14 protein-coding genes are annotated in these 14,151 nt (G+C 73.3%); 11 read left to right on the forward strand and 3 right to left on the reverse strand.

Annotation, left to right across the window (positions count from 1 at the left end; translation table 11 throughout):
• Positions 1–3: 3 nt before the first annotated feature.
• Genes ACF1A1_RS07020 through ACF1A1_RS07030 form a run of 3 tightly spaced genes read right to left on the reverse strand, consistent with a single transcriptional unit; the run spans position 4 to position 2,830 of the window.
• Positions 4–1,224, reverse strand: a complete 1,221-nt coding sequence (locus ACF1A1_RS07020; protein ID WP_391646216.1) for a mannosyltransferase family protein — start codon at positions 1,222–1,224, stop codon at positions 4–6.
• Positions 1,221–1,637: a hypothetical protein gene (locus tag ACF1A1_RS07025; RefSeq protein WP_391646218.1), complete on the reverse strand. Its 417-nt coding sequence runs from the start codon at positions 1,635–1,637 to the stop codon at positions 1,221–1,223. The genes ACF1A1_RS07020 and ACF1A1_RS07025 overlap by 4 nt, the downstream gene beginning before the upstream one ends.
• Positions 1,634–2,830, reverse strand: coding sequence for a pyridoxal phosphate-dependent aminotransferase (locus ACF1A1_RS07030; protein WP_391646220.1), 1,197 nt, complete (start codon positions 2,828–2,830; stop codon positions 1,634–1,636). The genes ACF1A1_RS07025 and ACF1A1_RS07030 overlap by 4 nt, the downstream gene beginning before the upstream one ends.
• A 139-nt stretch (positions 2,831–2,969) precedes the next feature.
• Here ACF1A1_RS07030 and ACF1A1_RS07035 point away from each other — a divergent pair, with 139 nt between their 5' ends.
• From ACF1A1_RS07035 to kynU, 11 genes are all read left to right on the forward strand, one after another.
• Positions 2,970–3,287: a hypothetical protein gene (locus ACF1A1_RS07035; RefSeq protein ID WP_391646222.1), complete on the forward strand. Its 318-nt coding sequence runs from the start codon at positions 2,970–2,972 to the stop codon at positions 3,285–3,287.
• Between the two features lie 395 nt (positions 3,288–3,682).
• On the forward strand, positions 3,683–4,198 hold the full coding sequence (locus tag ACF1A1_RS07040; RefSeq protein ID WP_391646223.1) for a DUF2617 family protein: 516 nt from the start codon (positions 3,683–3,685) through the stop codon (positions 4,196–4,198).
• 117 nt (positions 4,199–4,315) lie between these two features.
• Complete coding sequence (locus ACF1A1_RS07045; RefSeq protein ID WP_391646225.1) at positions 4,316–5,905, forward strand: polyamine aminopropyltransferase; 1,590 nt, start codon at positions 4,316–4,318, stop codon at positions 5,903–5,905.
• A 162-nt stretch (positions 5,906–6,067) separates the two neighbouring features.
• Complete coding sequence (locus ACF1A1_RS07050; RefSeq protein WP_391646227.1) at positions 6,068–6,934, forward strand: SRPBCC domain-containing protein; 867 nt, start codon at positions 6,068–6,070, stop codon at positions 6,932–6,934.
• Between the two features lie 38 nt (positions 6,935–6,972).
• Positions 6,973–7,770 (forward strand): aldose 1-epimerase, encoded by a 798-nt coding sequence (locus ACF1A1_RS07055; protein ID WP_391646229.1) that lies wholly within the window; start codon positions 6,973–6,975, stop codon positions 7,768–7,770.
• A gap of 10 nt (positions 7,771–7,780) precedes the next feature.
• A complete protein-coding gene (pyrE, locus tag ACF1A1_RS07060; protein WP_391646231.1) occupies positions 7,781–8,329 on the forward strand; it encodes an orotate phosphoribosyltransferase in 549 nt (182 codons plus the stop codon).
• A 144-nt stretch (positions 8,330–8,473) separates the two neighbouring features.
• Entirely contained in the window at positions 8,474–9,505 is a 1,032-nt protein-coding gene (gene fbaA / locus ACF1A1_RS07065) for a class II fructose-bisphosphate aldolase (RefSeq protein ID WP_391646233.1), read from the forward strand.
• 70 nt (positions 9,506–9,575) lie between these two features.
• Positions 9,576–11,033 (forward strand): MFS transporter, encoded by a 1,458-nt coding sequence (locus ACF1A1_RS07070; RefSeq protein ID WP_391646235.1) that lies wholly within the window; start codon positions 9,576–9,578, stop codon positions 11,031–11,033.
• A 349-nt stretch (positions 11,034–11,382) separates the two neighbouring features.
• The gene (locus ACF1A1_RS07075; RefSeq protein ID WP_391646237.1) at positions 11,383–11,796 is read left to right on the forward strand and encodes a DUF3151 domain-containing protein; all 414 of its coding nucleotides are present in this window, start codon (positions 11,383–11,385) and stop codon (positions 11,794–11,796) included.
• Between the two features lie 203 nt (positions 11,797–11,999).
• Positions 12,000–12,839, forward strand: coding sequence for a tryptophan 2,3-dioxygenase family protein (locus tag ACF1A1_RS07080; protein WP_391646239.1), 840 nt, complete (start codon positions 12,000–12,002; stop codon positions 12,837–12,839).
• Positions 12,832–14,022, forward strand: coding sequence for a kynureninase (gene kynU, locus ACF1A1_RS07085; protein ID WP_391646241.1), 1,191 nt, complete (start codon positions 12,832–12,834; stop codon positions 14,020–14,022). Before ACF1A1_RS07080 ends, kynU begins: the two co-directional genes overlap by 8 nt.
• Positions 14,023–14,151: the final 129 nt, after the last annotated feature.

A 14,151-nucleotide genomic window follows, 5' to 3' on the forward strand; every position in this document is an offset into this window, starting at 1 on the left:
TCGCTACAGCGGCGTGTCGGCGAGCACCACCAGATACGCCCCGTACGCGAACGAGAGCCCGGCCAGGGCCACGACCACCACGGTCGCGTGCCAGGGCCGGGCTTTCGCCGTCCGCGCCAGTGCCGTCGCGAGCGGCAGCAGCAGCGGGAACGCGGGCAGCAGGAACCGGGGCTTCGACTCGAAGAAGCCCGACCCGCCGAGCGCGATCAGCAGCAGGACCCCGCTGTAGACCAGCAGGGGCAGCGGCGCGCGGTCGGCGACCAGCAGCGCGAACAGCACGATCGCCGCCGCGACGATCACCATGGTCATGGGGGAGACCAGCCGCTCCCCGTGCAGCAGAAGGTGCTTCACGTAACGGAGTGCGTCGCGTCCGAAGTCGAAGCGCGAGCCCCACAGCCGCTGCACGGTGAAGTAGCCGCCCAGCGGATCGCCCGTGCGCGCCCCCACCCACAGCACGTACGACAGCCAGCCGAGCGGGGCGAGCGCGACGCCCGTCCACAGCCTGTGGGAAACCCGGCGGAGGTGCCGACGGTGCCGCCACACCTCGCACCCGGCCGCCGCTGCCACGGCCGCCGCCACCGCGAACCCGTTCGGCCGCGACAGCCCCGCCAGCGCGGCCAGGAGGCCCGCCCCCGCCCACCGCCCGCACAGCACGGCGTACAGCGCCCAGGCGGCGAAGGCGGTGAGCACCGGCTCCGTGTACGCCATCGACAGCACGACCGAGTGCGGCAGCAGCCCCCACAGCAGCACCAGCGCGGTGGCCACCGTCCGCCCGCGCAGCAGTGCGCCCACCCGGTAGATCCCGCACGCGGCCACCGCGGCCGCCGTCCACGACACCACCAGCCCCGCCGCGCCGCCGCCGAGCGGGCTCAGCGCGGTGATCACCCGCACCAGCGCCGGATAGAGCGGGAAGAACGCCAGGTCGCTGTGGACGAGGTCCGGCCGGAAGTGCAGGGTGCGGCCGTACCCGTGCGCGGCGATCCCCAGGTACCACAGGGAGTCCCAGGACCGGCCGAGCAGCGCGAGCGGCTGCCGGCCGGTGGCCCAGGCGGCCAGGGCGAGAACGGCGACCCCGACGAGCCGGGCGGCGGCGAACAGGCCGACCGCGGTGGCCGCGGCCCGGGCCGGCCGCAGCCGGGCCCGGACGTCGACGACGGGTGAGGTGCCGCATGAGGCGTCGGGACGCGTGACGGCGTGCGGGATGAGCGTGCTGGCATGGGTCACATCCGAACCATGCACAGCGAGCCGCGCGCCCGCGAGCAGAAGGCGTCCGGACGTGTGCAGTAGGAGAACTGACGGCGCGTCGGCTGGCCCGCGAGCCGCTCGGGCGTCGGCTGGCCCGTGAGCGCCTCGAGCCGCCCCACCGCCTCCTCCAGGACGTGCGTCCGCTCGCGGAACGCGAACCGCACGAACGGGGCGCCCGCCTCGCGGTGGTCGTAGAACACGGTGTTCGGAACGGCCACCACACCCGCCCGCTCCGGCAGTGAGCGGCAGAAGGCCAGGCCGTCGCTCGCGCCCAGGGGCCGGATGTCGGTGGTGACGAAGTGAAGGGCTCCCGGTGCGGCGGCGCCGCGGTGCGGGTGCGTGGCGGCTCGGGGTAGCCGTGTACGTGTGCCGGTACGCCGGTCGGCTGTCATGCGGTCGGCGTCTTGAGCCGGGCGGCCGCCTCCTCCAGCACCTCCGTCCGCTTGCAGAAGGCGAACCGCACGAAGGGCGCGCCCTGCTCGCGGTGGTCGTAGAAGACGGCGTTCGGGATCGCCACCACCCCGCAGCGTTCGGGCAGGGCGCGGCAGAAGGCGAAACCGTCGCTCTCACCGAGGGGCCGGATGTCGGTGGTGATGAAGTACGTGCCAGCCGGGCGGAAGACCTTGAAGCCCGCCCGCTCCAGGCCGCCCGCGAGCAAGTCCCGCTTGGCCAGCATGTCCGCGCGGAAGTCCGCGAAGTATGAGTCGGGCAGGTGCATGGCCTCGGCCACGGCGTACTGGAAGGGCCCGGAGGCGACGTACGTCAGGAACTGCTTGGCCGAGCGGACGGCCGAGACGAGTTCCCGGGGCGCCGTCACCCAGCCGACCTTCCAGCCGGTGAACGAGAAGGTCTTGCCGGCGCTTCCGATCGTCACCGTCCGCTCCCGCATTCCCGGCAGCGTCGCCAGCGGCACGTGCTCGGCCTCGTCGAAGACCAGGTGCTCGTACACCTCGTCGGTGACGACCAGCAGGTCACGCTCCACCGCCAGTTCGGCGATCGTGGTCAGCTCGGCCCGGGTGAGGACCGTGCCGGTCGGGTTGTGCGGGGTGTTGATCAGCAGCAGCCGGGTGCGGTCGGTGACCGCGTCCCGCAGCTCGTCCAGGTCGAGCCGGAAACGGGCCCGTTCGGGGTCCGGCCGCAGGGTGACCGGCACGCGGGTGCCGCCCGCCATCGCGATGCAGGCCGCGTAGGAGTCGTAGTACGGCTCCAGGGCGACCACCTCGTCCCCCGGCTCCAGAAGCGCCAGCAGCGTGGCCGCGATCGCCTCCGTGGCGCCCGCGGTGACGAGCACCTCCGTGTCCGGGTCGAAGGTCAGGCCGTAGCGGCGGCGCTGGTGGTCCGCGACCGCCGTGCGCAGTTCGGGGACGCCCGGCCCCGGCGGGTACTGGTTGCCGCGCCCGTCCCGCAGCGCCCGCACGGCCGCCTCCCGCACCTCCTCGGGCCCGTCCGTGTCGGGGAAACCCTGTCCGAGGTTGATCGACCCCGTCCGCACCGCCAGGGCGGACATCTCGGCGAAGATCGTCGTCCCGAACGCGGCGAGACGGCGGTTGAGGAAGGGGCGTGCGGTGGAGGTCATGCCGGTCATCCTGCGTCGAAGCTCTGGACTTCCTCAAGTGTGCTTTGGCCGGTGAGGCGGGCGGGCATCCCCCGTTCACGCAACGGTCACAGATGACGCGAGGCGCCCACGGGGGGCCGCTTCGGGGGAACGGAAGGAGGGTGGCGCCATGATCCTCGGCATCATCCTGGCGGTGATCGCGGTCCTGGTCGTGGTGGCGGTCGTCACCGCCGCCGCACGCAGGAACAGCCGCACGCAGTACAGGGGGGCGTACCAGGGGACGTCCAGCGCCGGACGGTCGGGCCGCTCCGGCGGCAGTCACCGTCACAGCACGGACTCCTCCAGCAGCTGGTGGGTGTTCGGCGCCGGGGACACCGGCTCGTCCTCGGGCGGGGACTCCGGCGGCCACTCCGGTGGCCACTCCTGCGGCGGCGGCTCGTCCTGCGGGGGAGGAGGAGGCGGCGGCGGATGCGGCGGAGGCAGCTGACACGGGGCAGCTGAGCTCCCGAGGGGGAGCCGTATCCGGACCGCGGGGCCGCCCTCGACCGAGGGCGCCCCGCGGTCGCACCATGTACGGCGGCGTACGGCCGCGTACGGCGGCGGGGCGCGCGGAAGCGCTTTCGGGCCGCACGGCGCACGCCATGGTTGAACAATTGAACTGTGGAGCCCTCTGAGGGATGGAAACACCACGAAGTTGGGTAAAAACGCTGTGGCAGCGCCACTGTTCATGATTCCCTCTAAATCCCCAACGCAGCCCTCGGACCCCCACGGACGTCCCGCGCGGACGCCCTCCCAGACCGGGCCGGCAGGGGCCGGACCCCCCGGTGTCGACCGGGGTGCGCCGGACCTTCCCTCTCCTTTGCGTTCCAGCGGAGCCGAGTCATGCTCACGAACCTGAACACCGCCTACACCGACACACGTGCGGACGATCTCGCCTGGGCCCTGGGGCGCGAGCCGCTGCCCGCACTGGCCGCACTCGACCTCGAACTGTCCGGAGCCAAGCTTCAGTTGAGACTGCTCGGCGCCTCGCACCAGGTGCTGCTGGAGGAGGAACGCGGCTTCTGTTCCGAGACGGTCGCGTGCCTCCCCGGCAGCAGCACCCCGCTCCCGCTCGGCGTGGCCAAGCGGGTCGGCGACTGGGAGTACGAGTTCGCGGCCCGCGTCGAGGTCCTGACACCCGGTCAGTTCGCGGGTCGCGCCCAGGAACTGCTGGCCCTCGTCTCAGACCACCCCCACGGCCTCGTCGGCGTCTTCCCCGGCAGCCCGCACGCCTTCACCGCCCTCCTCGCCCTGGGCCACGAGGGGCATGTGCACTGGCGCACGTGGCACGCCTATCCGCAGGACGGGCAGTTGGTGACGACGCGGACGACAGTGGGGGCCAGAGTGCCGGTCGGATGAGGCGCCGTTCCGGACAATCCCCATGGCGGCCGCTCAAACCCACGGCGCCCGCCCGACGCCCAGTTCCACACGTGTGGGTGACATGACGTCCCCCACCCGTGACGTAACGTCGCAGTCGTGATCGAACCGCACGCCCCAGCCCCGCCCGGTGCCCCATCCGCCGGGCGCGGCCCCGCGCGGCTCCCCGTCCGGCCGGACACCGGGCGGTTCCTGGTCCTCGCGTGCGTCTTCGTCTGCGCGGCCTGCGGCCTGGTGTACGAACTCGAACTGGTCGCGCTCGCCTCGTACTTGATGGGCGACTCGGTCACCCAGGCCTCCGTCGTGCTGTCCGTCATGGTCTTCGCGATGGGCATCGGCTCCCTCGTCGCGAAGCGGCTGCGCCGCCTCGGCGCGGCCGGCTTCGCCGCGGTCGAGGTGGCGCTCGCCCTGATCGGCGGGTGCAGCGCGATGGCGCTGTACGCGGTGTTCGCCTGGACGGGCGACTGGGGCGGCCTGTGGGCGAACGGCCCCCGTGTCCTGCTGGTCGCCTTCTCCCTCGCCATCGGCCTGCTCATCGGCGCCGAGGTCCCCCTGCTGATGGAGCTGATCCAGCGCATCCGCCGCCAGGACGCGGGCGGCGCGGTCGCCGACCTGTTCGCCGCGGACTACGTGGGCGCGCTGGTCGGCGGCCTCGCCTTCCCCTTCCTCCTGCTGCCGTTCCTGGGCCAGTTGACGAGCTCCCTGCTGACCGGCGCGGTCAACGTGATCGCCGGAGGAGCCCTGGTCCTGGGCCTGTTCCGCCGCGACCTCACCCGCCGGGCCCGCTGGCTCCTGCCGGCCGCCACCGTCGCCGTGCTCGGCGTCCTCGCCTCCGCCGCGGTCCACGTCGACGACTTCGAACGGGAGGCCCGCCACGCCCTCTACGGCGACGACGTCCGCGTGGCCCTGCACACCGGCGTCCAGGAGATCGTCCTCACCGGCGGCACCCACGGCCGCCCCCTCGGCCTCTACCTCGACGGCCGGCTCCGCACCGTCGGCCAGGACGAACGCCGCTACCACGAGGCCCTGGTCCACCCCGCGATGCACGGTCCCCACACCCGCGTCCTGGTCCTCGGCGGCGGCGACGGACTGGCCGTCCGCGAGGTCCTCACCCACCCCGACGCCCACCACGTCCACGTCGTCGAACCCGACCCGGGCCTGATCCGCCTCGCCCGCACCGACCCACCGCTCTCCCGCCTCAACGGGCACGCCCACGACGACCCCCGCGTCCATGTCACCGTCGCCGACGCCTTCGGCCTGCTGCGCCGGACCCCGCCCGCCAGCTACGACGTGGTGATCGCCGACCTGCCCGACCCCGGCATCACGGCCAGTACGAAGCTCTACTCCCAGGAGTTCTACGGCCTGGCCCGCCGCGCCCTGCGCCCCGGCGGCCGCCTCGTCGTCCACGCCGGCCCGGTCGCCTCCCGTCCCCGCGTCTTCTGGACGGTCGAGACGACGATGCGCGCGGCGGGCCTGCGCACGGCCCCCTACCGGGTCGACGGCCGCGACACCGGCGTCACCACGGGCGCCGACCGCACCGAGGACACCTCTCGCGCCCCCCGCGACTGGGGCTTCGTCCTGGCCGGCACGGCCACCCGGCCGACCCTCCCCCTGGACCACGACGAACGGCCGCTGGGGCCGCCGATGGCGGGGGTGCGGGCCTCGACGCTGGTGCATCCGCGTCACTGAGGACGCGGGCGAGTGCCGGTGCCGGTCCGGCATCCGGAGGGCGAGGCCGTTCGGGCCGGCAGCGGAGGCCGGGGCGGCAGCTCCCCGTGAGGTCCACCCGCGCCGGGCAAGTTGTGGCAGAGGGGAGGTGTACCGCCGCGCCCCTGGGTAGGCTCCGCTGCTATGGAGCATGAGGTGTTCGTTCCGGTTCCGGTCGAGCGGTTGCGGGCGGCACTCGCCGATCCCACGCAGGTGGCCCGGGCGGTCCCCGGACTCCAGCAGGACGCCGGCAGCGATCCCGTCGCCGGCCGGCTGAAGGTGCGCGTCGGCGGCCACACCATCACCTACCGGGGCACCCTGCGCGTCACCGCCCGCGAGGACGGCACGTACGCCGTGGAGGGCGACGCGACCGAGGCCCGCGGGTCGGGTGCGGTCAAGCTCGCGCTCACCGTGCGGCTCGCGGAGTCCGACGGCGGCACCGCGCTCCGCGTCGAGGGCACGGCCTCCGCCGACGGCCGGATCACGGAACTCCCCGCGGAGTCGGTGGACGGGGCGGTCGTACGGCTGCTGAACCGTTTCGGGGGGAACCTGGGGGCGGGAGCGGCGCAGGAGGCGCCCGACGAAGCGGCCGAGGCAGCGCCCGACGAAGCGGTCGAGGACAGAGCCGAGGACACCGCCGAGGACACGGCCGTACGGGACACGCCGGAGACCGCCGACGAGTCACCGACCGTCTTCGAGGCCGAGATCCCCGCGTCGGGCCTCGACGACCTCGACGGCGCCGACGACCTGGCGGCCGTGGGCGAGGCGGACGACGTCGACGACTTCCCGTCCTCCGCCGAACCCCCCGCCGAAGCCGCGCACGCGCGCCGGACGATGATCGGGCGCAGTGCGGAGGAGGTCGACCACGCCCCGCCGCGCGGCCGGTACGCACCGGTCCCGGCGCCGCAGACCGTCGTCCCCCACAGCGTGCTGCGCTGGGCGGCCCCGGCGGCCGCGTTCGTCGTGGCGTCGGCGATCGTGGTGGGCAGGGTGCTGCGGCGCCGCAGGTGACCCCGACGCCCTCTTGATCGCCTCGGTAGGGTCGTCCCGTGAGTGACGAAGACATCACGCTGACCGCGGGCGACGCGGAGGTGACCGTGCAGCCCGGCAACGGCGGACGGGTCGGAGGGCTGCGCGTCGGCGGTGCGGAGCTGCTGCGGCAGGGGGAACGGTTCGGCTGCTTCCCGATGGTCCCCTGGTGCGGGCGGATCCGGGACGGCCGCTTCCGGGACGGCGCGACCGTCCACCAGATGCCCCTGAACGCCCCGCCGCACGCCATCCACGGCACCGTCCGCGACGGCGCCTGGCGGGTGGCCCGCAGCTCGGCGGACGAGGCGGTCCTGACCTACGACCTGGTGGAGCCCTGGCCCCACCCCGGGCGGGTCACGCAGATCGTCGCGCTGACCGAGGACGCGCTGACCCTGTCCATGGCGGTGGAGACGTACGAGTCGTCCTTCCCGGCGCAGATCGGCTGGCACCCGTGGTTCAACCGGAACCTGGGCGGCGGGGCCGACGAGGAGGTGCGGATCGACTTCTCCCCCGCCTGGCAGGAGGAGCGCGGCGACGACCACCTGCCCACCGGCAACCGTGTCGAGCCGAAGCCCGGCCCCTGGGACGACTGCTTCGGCATGCCGGACGGTGTCGACGTCACCCTCACCTGGCCGGGCCGGCTGGAGCTGACGGTGACCAGCCGCGAGCAGTGGGTCGTCGTCTACGACGAGCAGGAGGCCGCCGTGTGCGTGGAGCCGCAGACCGGCCCGCCCAACGGCCTGAACACCCTCCCGCGCCTGGTCACGCCCCTGGAGCCGCTGGAGGCCACGACGACCTGGCGGTGGACGCGCCTCTAAGCTGGCCGGTATGAGTGACGTACGCGGCGCGCTGCTGCAGCAGATCAAGGACAAGGCCGTGGTGCACGGCAAGGTGACCCTGTCGTCGGGTCTGGAGGCCGACTACTACGTCGACCTGCGCCGCATCACCCTCGACGGACAGGCCGCCCCGCTGGTCGGCCAGGTGCTGCTGGACCTGACCGCCGAGCTGGACTTCGACGCCGTGGGTGGTCTGACCATGGGCGCCGACCCGGTCGCCGCCGCGATGCTGCACGCCGCCGCCGCGCGTGGCCGCACGCTCGACGCCTTCGTCGTACGCAAGGCGGCGAAGGCACACGGGCTCCAGCGGCGGGTCGAGGGGCCGGACATCAGGGGCCGCCGGGTCCTGGTCGTCGAGGACACCTCCACCACCGGCGGCTCGCCGCTGGCGGCCGTGGAGGCGGTGCGCGAGGCGGGCGCCGAGGTCGTGGCCGTCGCCACCATCGTCGACCGCGCGACCGGCGCCGCCGAGAAGATCCAGGAGGGCGCCGGGGTGCCGTACCTGTTCGCCTTCTCGAAGGATGAACTGGGTCTGGACTGACGCCCCCTTTTGACCTGGACTTGACCGGCGCGTGGACCATCCGCGCATGTCTGGAAAGATGGGGACGACGATGACGTCGCACCCAAGGTCTAGGTCAGGGCCGTAAACGCAGAAAGCCAACCCGCACACCCAAGGAGCGGACGAATGCCCATCGCAACCCCCGAGGTCTACAACGAGATGCTCGACCGGGCGAAGGCAGGCAAGTTCGCCTACCCGGCCATCAACGTCACCTCGACCCAGACCCTGCACGCGGCTCTGCGCGGCTTCGCGGAGGCGGAGAGCGACGGCATCATCCAGATCTCGACGGGCGGCGCCGAGTTCCTGGGCGGCCAGTACAGCAAGGACATGGTGACCGGCGCGGTCGCCCTCGCGGAGTTCGCGCACATCGTCGCCGAGAAGTACCCGGTCACGGTCGCCCTGCACACCGACCACTGCCCGAAGGACAAGCTCGACGGGTACGTGCGTCCGCTGCTGGAGATCTCGCGCAGGCGCGTCGAGGCCGGCCTGGGCCCGCTGTTCCAGTCGCACATGTGGGACGGCTCCGCCGAGACCCTCGCCGACAACCTCTCCATCGCGCAGGAGCTGCTGGAGAAGGCCCGCGCCGCGAAGATCGTCCTCGAGGTCGAGATCACCCCGACCGGCGGCGAGGAGGACGGCGTCTCGCACGAGATCAACGACTCGCTGTACACCACGGCCGAGGACGCGATCCGTACCGCCGAGGCCCTCGGCCTGGGCGAGAAGGGCCGCTACCTGCTGGCCGCCTCCTTCGGCAACGTCCACGGCGTGTACAAGCCGGGCAACGTCGTGCTCCGCCCCGACCTGCTGAAGGAGCTGAACGAGGGCGTCGCCGCCAAGTTCGGCAGGCCGGCCGGCTCCCAGCCCTTCGACTTCGTCTTCCACGGCGGCTCCGGCTCCACGGAGGAGGAGATCGCGACCGCGCTGGAGAACGGCGTCGTCAAGATGAACATCGACACGGACACGCAGTACGCCTTCACGCGTCCCGTCGCCGACCACATGTTCAAGAACTACGACGGCGTCCTGAAGGTCGACGGCGAGGTCGGCTCCAAGAAGACCTACGACCCGCGCACCTGGGGCAAGCTGGCCGAGGCGGGCATGGCCGCGCGTGTCGTCGAGGCGACGCAGAACCTGCGCTCGGCCGGCACGAAGATCAAGTAGCCCCTGGCTCCCCAGGCGGCTCGCGGTGAGCCCGGTGCTTCGGCACCGGGCTCGCTGTATACCTGGGACCATGCCCGACGTCCGGCTGGCCTCCTCGCAGGGCAAGTGGATCCTGCTCACCACGGTGCTCGGCTCCAGCATGGCCCTGCTGGACTCGACGGTCGTCAACGTCGCCCTGCCCCGCATCGGCCGTGACCTGGGCGCCGGCCTCGCCGCCCTCCAGTGGACGGTCAACGCGTACATGGTGACGCTGGCCGGGCTGATCCTGCTGGGCGGTTCGCTCGGCGACCGCTACGGCCGGCGGAAGGTCTTCGTGGTGGGGGTGGTGTGGTTCGCCGCCGCCTCGCTGCTGTGCGGGCTCGCCCCGAACGCGGGAGTGCTCGTCGCCGCCCGGGCCTTGCAGGGCATCGGCGGCGCGCTCCTCACGCCCGGCTCCCTCGCCCTCATCCAGGCCTCCTTCCACCCCGACGACCGGGGCCGGGCCGTGGGCCTGTGGTCCGGGTTCGGCGGCATCGGGGCGGCCGTGGGCCCGTTCCTGGGCGGCTGGCTGGTGGACGGGCCGGGCTGGCGGTGGGTGTTCCTGCTGAACGTGCCGCTGGCGCTGCTGTGCCTGCCGGTGGCGCTGCGGCAGGTGCCCGAGTCGCGGGGAGGACGGGTGCACGGCGGCTTCGACGTCCTCGGCGCGGTGCTGGGCGCGCTGGCGCTCGGCCTGGTGACGTACGCGCTGATCGAGGCGGGCGCGGACGCGGTGACCGCCGCCCTCGCCGGGGTGGCCGGTGTCGCCGCGGGGGTCGCCTTCGGACACGTCGAGCGGCGCCGGCCGGATCCGATGATGCCGCCGGACATCTTCGCCTCCCGCCAGTTCACCGCCGTCAACCTGGTCACCCTGTGCGTGTACGCCGCCTTCGGCGGCTTCTTCTTCCTCTCCGTGATCCAGCTCCAGGTGGTGTCCGGCTACTCCGCCCTCGGCGCCGGCACGGCACTGCTGCCGGCGACCGTGCTGATGCTGCTGCTGTCGGCGAGGTCCGGCGAGCTGGCCGACCGGATCGGCCCGCGCATCCCGCTCACGGTGGGCCCACTGCTCTGTGCCGCGGGCATGCTCCTGATGCTCCGGGCCGGTCCCGGCGCCTCGTACGCGGCCGACGTCCTGCCCGCCGTGCTGGTCCTCGGCCTCGGCATGGTCACCCTCGTCGCCCCCCTCACGGCGACCGTCCTGGCCTCGGTGGACGTCGACCGCGCGGGCCTGGCCAGCGGCATCAACAACGCGGCGGCGCGCGCGGCGGGCCTGGTCGCCGTCGCCGCGCTGCCGCTGCTGACCGGGATGGGAGAGGAGGCGTACCGCTCGGCGGACGCCTTCGAGGGCGCGTTCCGGCGGGCGATGGTGATCTGCGCGGGTGTGCTGGTGGTGGGGGCGGTGATGGCCCTCGGGATGGTGCGCCGGCCCGGGGAGGACTGCCGGCGACCGGAGTGCAGAAGGCACGCGAACGTGGCGGCTCCGCCGTTGGAGACGGGTGGTAGTGGGCGGTAGTGGGCGGTATGGGTGAGGGATGGTGGCCGTCGGTCGTCGGTCGTCAGAGGGACGGCGGCGGGGGCAGGGAATCGTGGTTCGGCGGGTGGTGGCTGGGCGGTGGCGCCGTCGGCGGGATGGTGGTCGTGGGTTTTGAGGTCGGGCGGGAGTGTCACGGGTCGGCCGTTGGGGGCGGGACGGTAGCGGCGTCGGCGGGACGGTTGTCGTTGGTTGCGGGGCGCGGGAGTGTCATGGGTCGGCCGTCGGGGGCGGGGCGGTAGGGCCGTCGGCGGGACGGTGGCCGTCGGTTCGCGGGGAACCGGACCGGCCCGTGCCCCCGTAGCCGCGACGGATCCTCCAGACTGGTCCCATGTCCATTCACGAAAACCTCCTCGGGGGTCCGCCCCCGACCCACCTCCCCGACGACCCGGAGCCCCGCGAGCTGCTCGCCGGCGGCACGGCCCCCGCCGACGTCGCCGGCAAGTACCCCACCTCCTCCCTCGCCTGGGCGCAGCTCGCCGACGACGCGTTCGAGCGGGGCAGCGTCGTGGAGTCGTACGCGTACGCCCGTACGGGCTACCACCGCGGCCTGGACGCGCTGCGCCGCAACGGCTGGAAGGGTCACGGCCCGGTCCCCTGGGAGCACGAGCCGAACCGCGGTTTCCTGCGCGCCCTGCACGCCCTCGCCCGCGCCGCGCAGGCGATCGGCGAGCAGGAGGAGTACGAGCGCTGCACGCAGTTCCTGAAGGACTCCTCGCCGACGGCGGCGCAGACGCTGGGCTAGGCGGTCCGTAGCCGCTCCGGCAGCCTCCGCACTCCGTGCCGAGAGCCTCGGCGGCGTCCTTCCGAGTCCCGGGCCCGCCTGTGTGATCAGGCGGGCCTTGCACTTTCGGGTGACGATGCGGAGGATGCCGGTGGGGACCGGGGCCCCCGTGTCGGTAACGGCAGGGGCGGACCGCTACCCGGAGTACACAACAGGAGACAGCGATGTCCCATGAGGCTCAGGAGACCCAAGAGCCCGAGACCCCGCATCTCGACTTCGCCGGCACGACGCCGTACGAGGACTACGTCAAGGCGGACGTGCTCACCCACCTCCAGCACACCCTCTCCGACGACCCCGGAGAGATGGTCTTCCTGGTCACGACCCAGGTGATGGAGCTGTGGTTCACGGTCATCGTCCACGAGTGGGAGACGGCGGCCCAGGCCCTGCGCGAGAACCGGGTGCCGGTGGCGATCGCCGCGCTGAAGCGTTCCGTACGGGAGCTGGAGGCGCTGAACGCCTCCTGGAAGCCGCTCGGCCAGCTCACGCCCGCCCAGTTCAACGCGTACCGCTCCGCCCTCGGCGAGGGCTCCGGCTTCCAGTCGGCGATGTACCGGCGGATGGAGTTCCTGCTCGGCGAGAAGTCCGCGTCGATGCTGGTCCCGCACCGGGGCGCGCCGCGCGTCCACGCCGAGCTGGAGAAGGCGCTGCACGAGCCGAGCCTGTACGACGAGGTGCTGCGGCTGCTGGCGCGCCGCGGGCACGCGATCCCGGACTCGGTCCTCCAGCGTGACGTCTCGCGGCGCTACGAGCCGTCGCCGGAGGTGGAGGCGGTCTGGACCGCGCTCTACGCCGGCGACGAGAGCGACGAACTCGCGCGGCTCGGCGAGGCGTTGACCGATGTCGCCGAGCTGGTGTGGCGCTGGCGCAACGACCACCTCGTCGCCACCCGCCGCGCGATGGGCGCGAAGACCGGCACGGGCGGCTCGGCCGGGGTGGCGTGGCTGGAGAAGCGCGCGCGGAAGAACGTGTTCCCCGAGCTGTGGACGGCGCGTTCCCATGTCTGAACTGACTTTCAGGGCAGCACACTTGGACGCCGGTGACGAACTGGCCGGCCGGCGTGCCGCGTTCGTGCTGGAGGACGAGGTCGTCTACCTCGACGGCAACTCGCTGGGCGCGCTGCCGGTCTCCGTCCCGGGGCGCGTCGAGGACGTCGTACGCCGGCAGTGGGGCGAGCTGCGCATCCGCTCCTGGGAGGAGAGCGGCTGGTGGACGGCGCCGGAGCGGATCGGCGACCGGATCGCCCCGCTGGTGGGCGCCGACGCCGGCCAGATCGTCGTCGGCGACTCCACGAGCGTCAACGTCTTCAAGGCGCTCGTGGGCGCCGTGCGGCTGGGGCCGGAGGACCGGGACGAGATCCTCGTCGACGCGACCACCTTCCCGACGGACGGGTACATCGCCGGGTCGGCGGCCCGGCTGACCGGCCGCACACTGCGGCCCGTGACCCCGGCGGAGGTGCCGGCGGCCCTGTCGGACCGTACGGCCGCGGTGCTGCTGAACCACGTCGACTACCGCACCGGCCGGTTGCACGACCTGCCGGGGCTGACCGCCGCCGTCCACGCGGCGGGTGCGATCGCCGTCTGGGACCTGTGCCACAGCGCGGGCGCCCTGCCGGTGGGCCTCGACGAGCACGGCGTGGACCTCGCGGTCGGCTGCACCTACAAGTACCTGAACGGCGGCCCGGGTTCACCGGCGTACCTGTACGTACGGCGTGACCACCAGGACCGCTTCGACTCCCCGCTGCCGGGCTGGAACTCGCACGCCGAGCCCTTCGGCATGCGCCCCGCCTACGAGCCGGCCCCGGGCGCGCTGCGCGGGCGGGTCGGAACGCCCGACATCCTGTCCATGCTCGCCCTGGAGGCGGCACTCGACGTCTGGCAGGACGTGTCGATCGACGCGGTCCGCGCCAAGTCCCTCGCCCTGACCGACTTCTTCCTGGAGTGCGTCGGGGAGTACGTCCCGCGGGGCCGGGCCGAATCCCTGACACCGGCCGCCCACGAGGAGCGCGGCAGCCAGGTGGCACTGCGCTGCGACGACGCCGGGAAGATCATGGAGCGTCTGATCGAACGGGGCGTCGTGGGCGACTTCCGCCACCCGGACGTCCTCCGCTTCGGCTTCACCCCGCTGTACGTGGGCTTCGCGGACGTGGAGCGCGCGGCGCGGGTGTTGGGGGAGGTGGTGGGGGGTTAGGGCCTGTCGTCCGGATCAGCCCTACTCGGGGCTGCGGCCGGCCAAACCCCCCCCCGGGGGCGGCCGCCCCACCCCCCCCCCACCCCCCCCAACCCCCCAACAACCCCCCCCCCCCACCGCCGGATCCGG

Origin of the sequence: Streptomyces sp. NPDC014995 (assembly GCF_043080745.1) — a bacterium.
Lineage (GTDB): Bacteria > Actinomycetota > Actinomycetes > Streptomycetales > Streptomycetaceae > Streptomyces.

Coding starts and splice junctions, on each gene's coding strand:
- ACF1A1_RS07080 (WP_391646239.1), top strand. CDS start 12,000: ATGTCCCATGAGGCTCAGGAGACCCAAGAGCCCGAGACCCCGCATCTC.
- pyrE (WP_391646231.1), top strand. CDS start 7,781: ATGAGTGACGTACGCGGCGCGCTGCTGCAGCAGATCAAGGACAAGGCC.
- ACF1A1_RS07025 (WP_391646218.1), bottom strand. CDS start 1,637: ATGACAGCCGACCGGCGTACCGGCACACGTACACGGCTACCCCGAGCC.
- ACF1A1_RS07075 (WP_391646237.1), top strand. CDS start 11,383: ATGTCCATTCACGAAAACCTCCTCGGGGGTCCGCCCCCGACCCACCTC.
- ACF1A1_RS07050 (WP_391646227.1), top strand. CDS start 6,068: ATGGAGCATGAGGTGTTCGTTCCGGTTCCGGTCGAGCGGTTGCGGGCG.
- ACF1A1_RS07030 (WP_391646220.1), bottom strand. CDS start 2,830: ATGACCGGCATGACCTCCACCGCACGCCCCTTCCTCAACCGCCGTCTC.
- kynU (WP_391646241.1), top strand. CDS start 12,832: ATGTCTGAACTGACTTTCAGGGCAGCACACTTGGACGCCGGTGACGAA.
- ACF1A1_RS07070 (WP_391646235.1), top strand. CDS start 9,576: ATGCCCGACGTCCGGCTGGCCTCCTCGCAGGGCAAGTGGATCCTGCTC.
- ACF1A1_RS07040 (WP_391646223.1), top strand. CDS start 3,683: ATGCTCACGAACCTGAACACCGCCTACACCGACACACGTGCGGACGAT.
- ACF1A1_RS07035 (WP_391646222.1), top strand. CDS start 2,970: ATGATCCTCGGCATCATCCTGGCGGTGATCGCGGTCCTGGTCGTGGTG.
- fbaA (WP_391646233.1), top strand. CDS start 8,474: ATGCCCATCGCAACCCCCGAGGTCTACAACGAGATGCTCGACCGGGCG.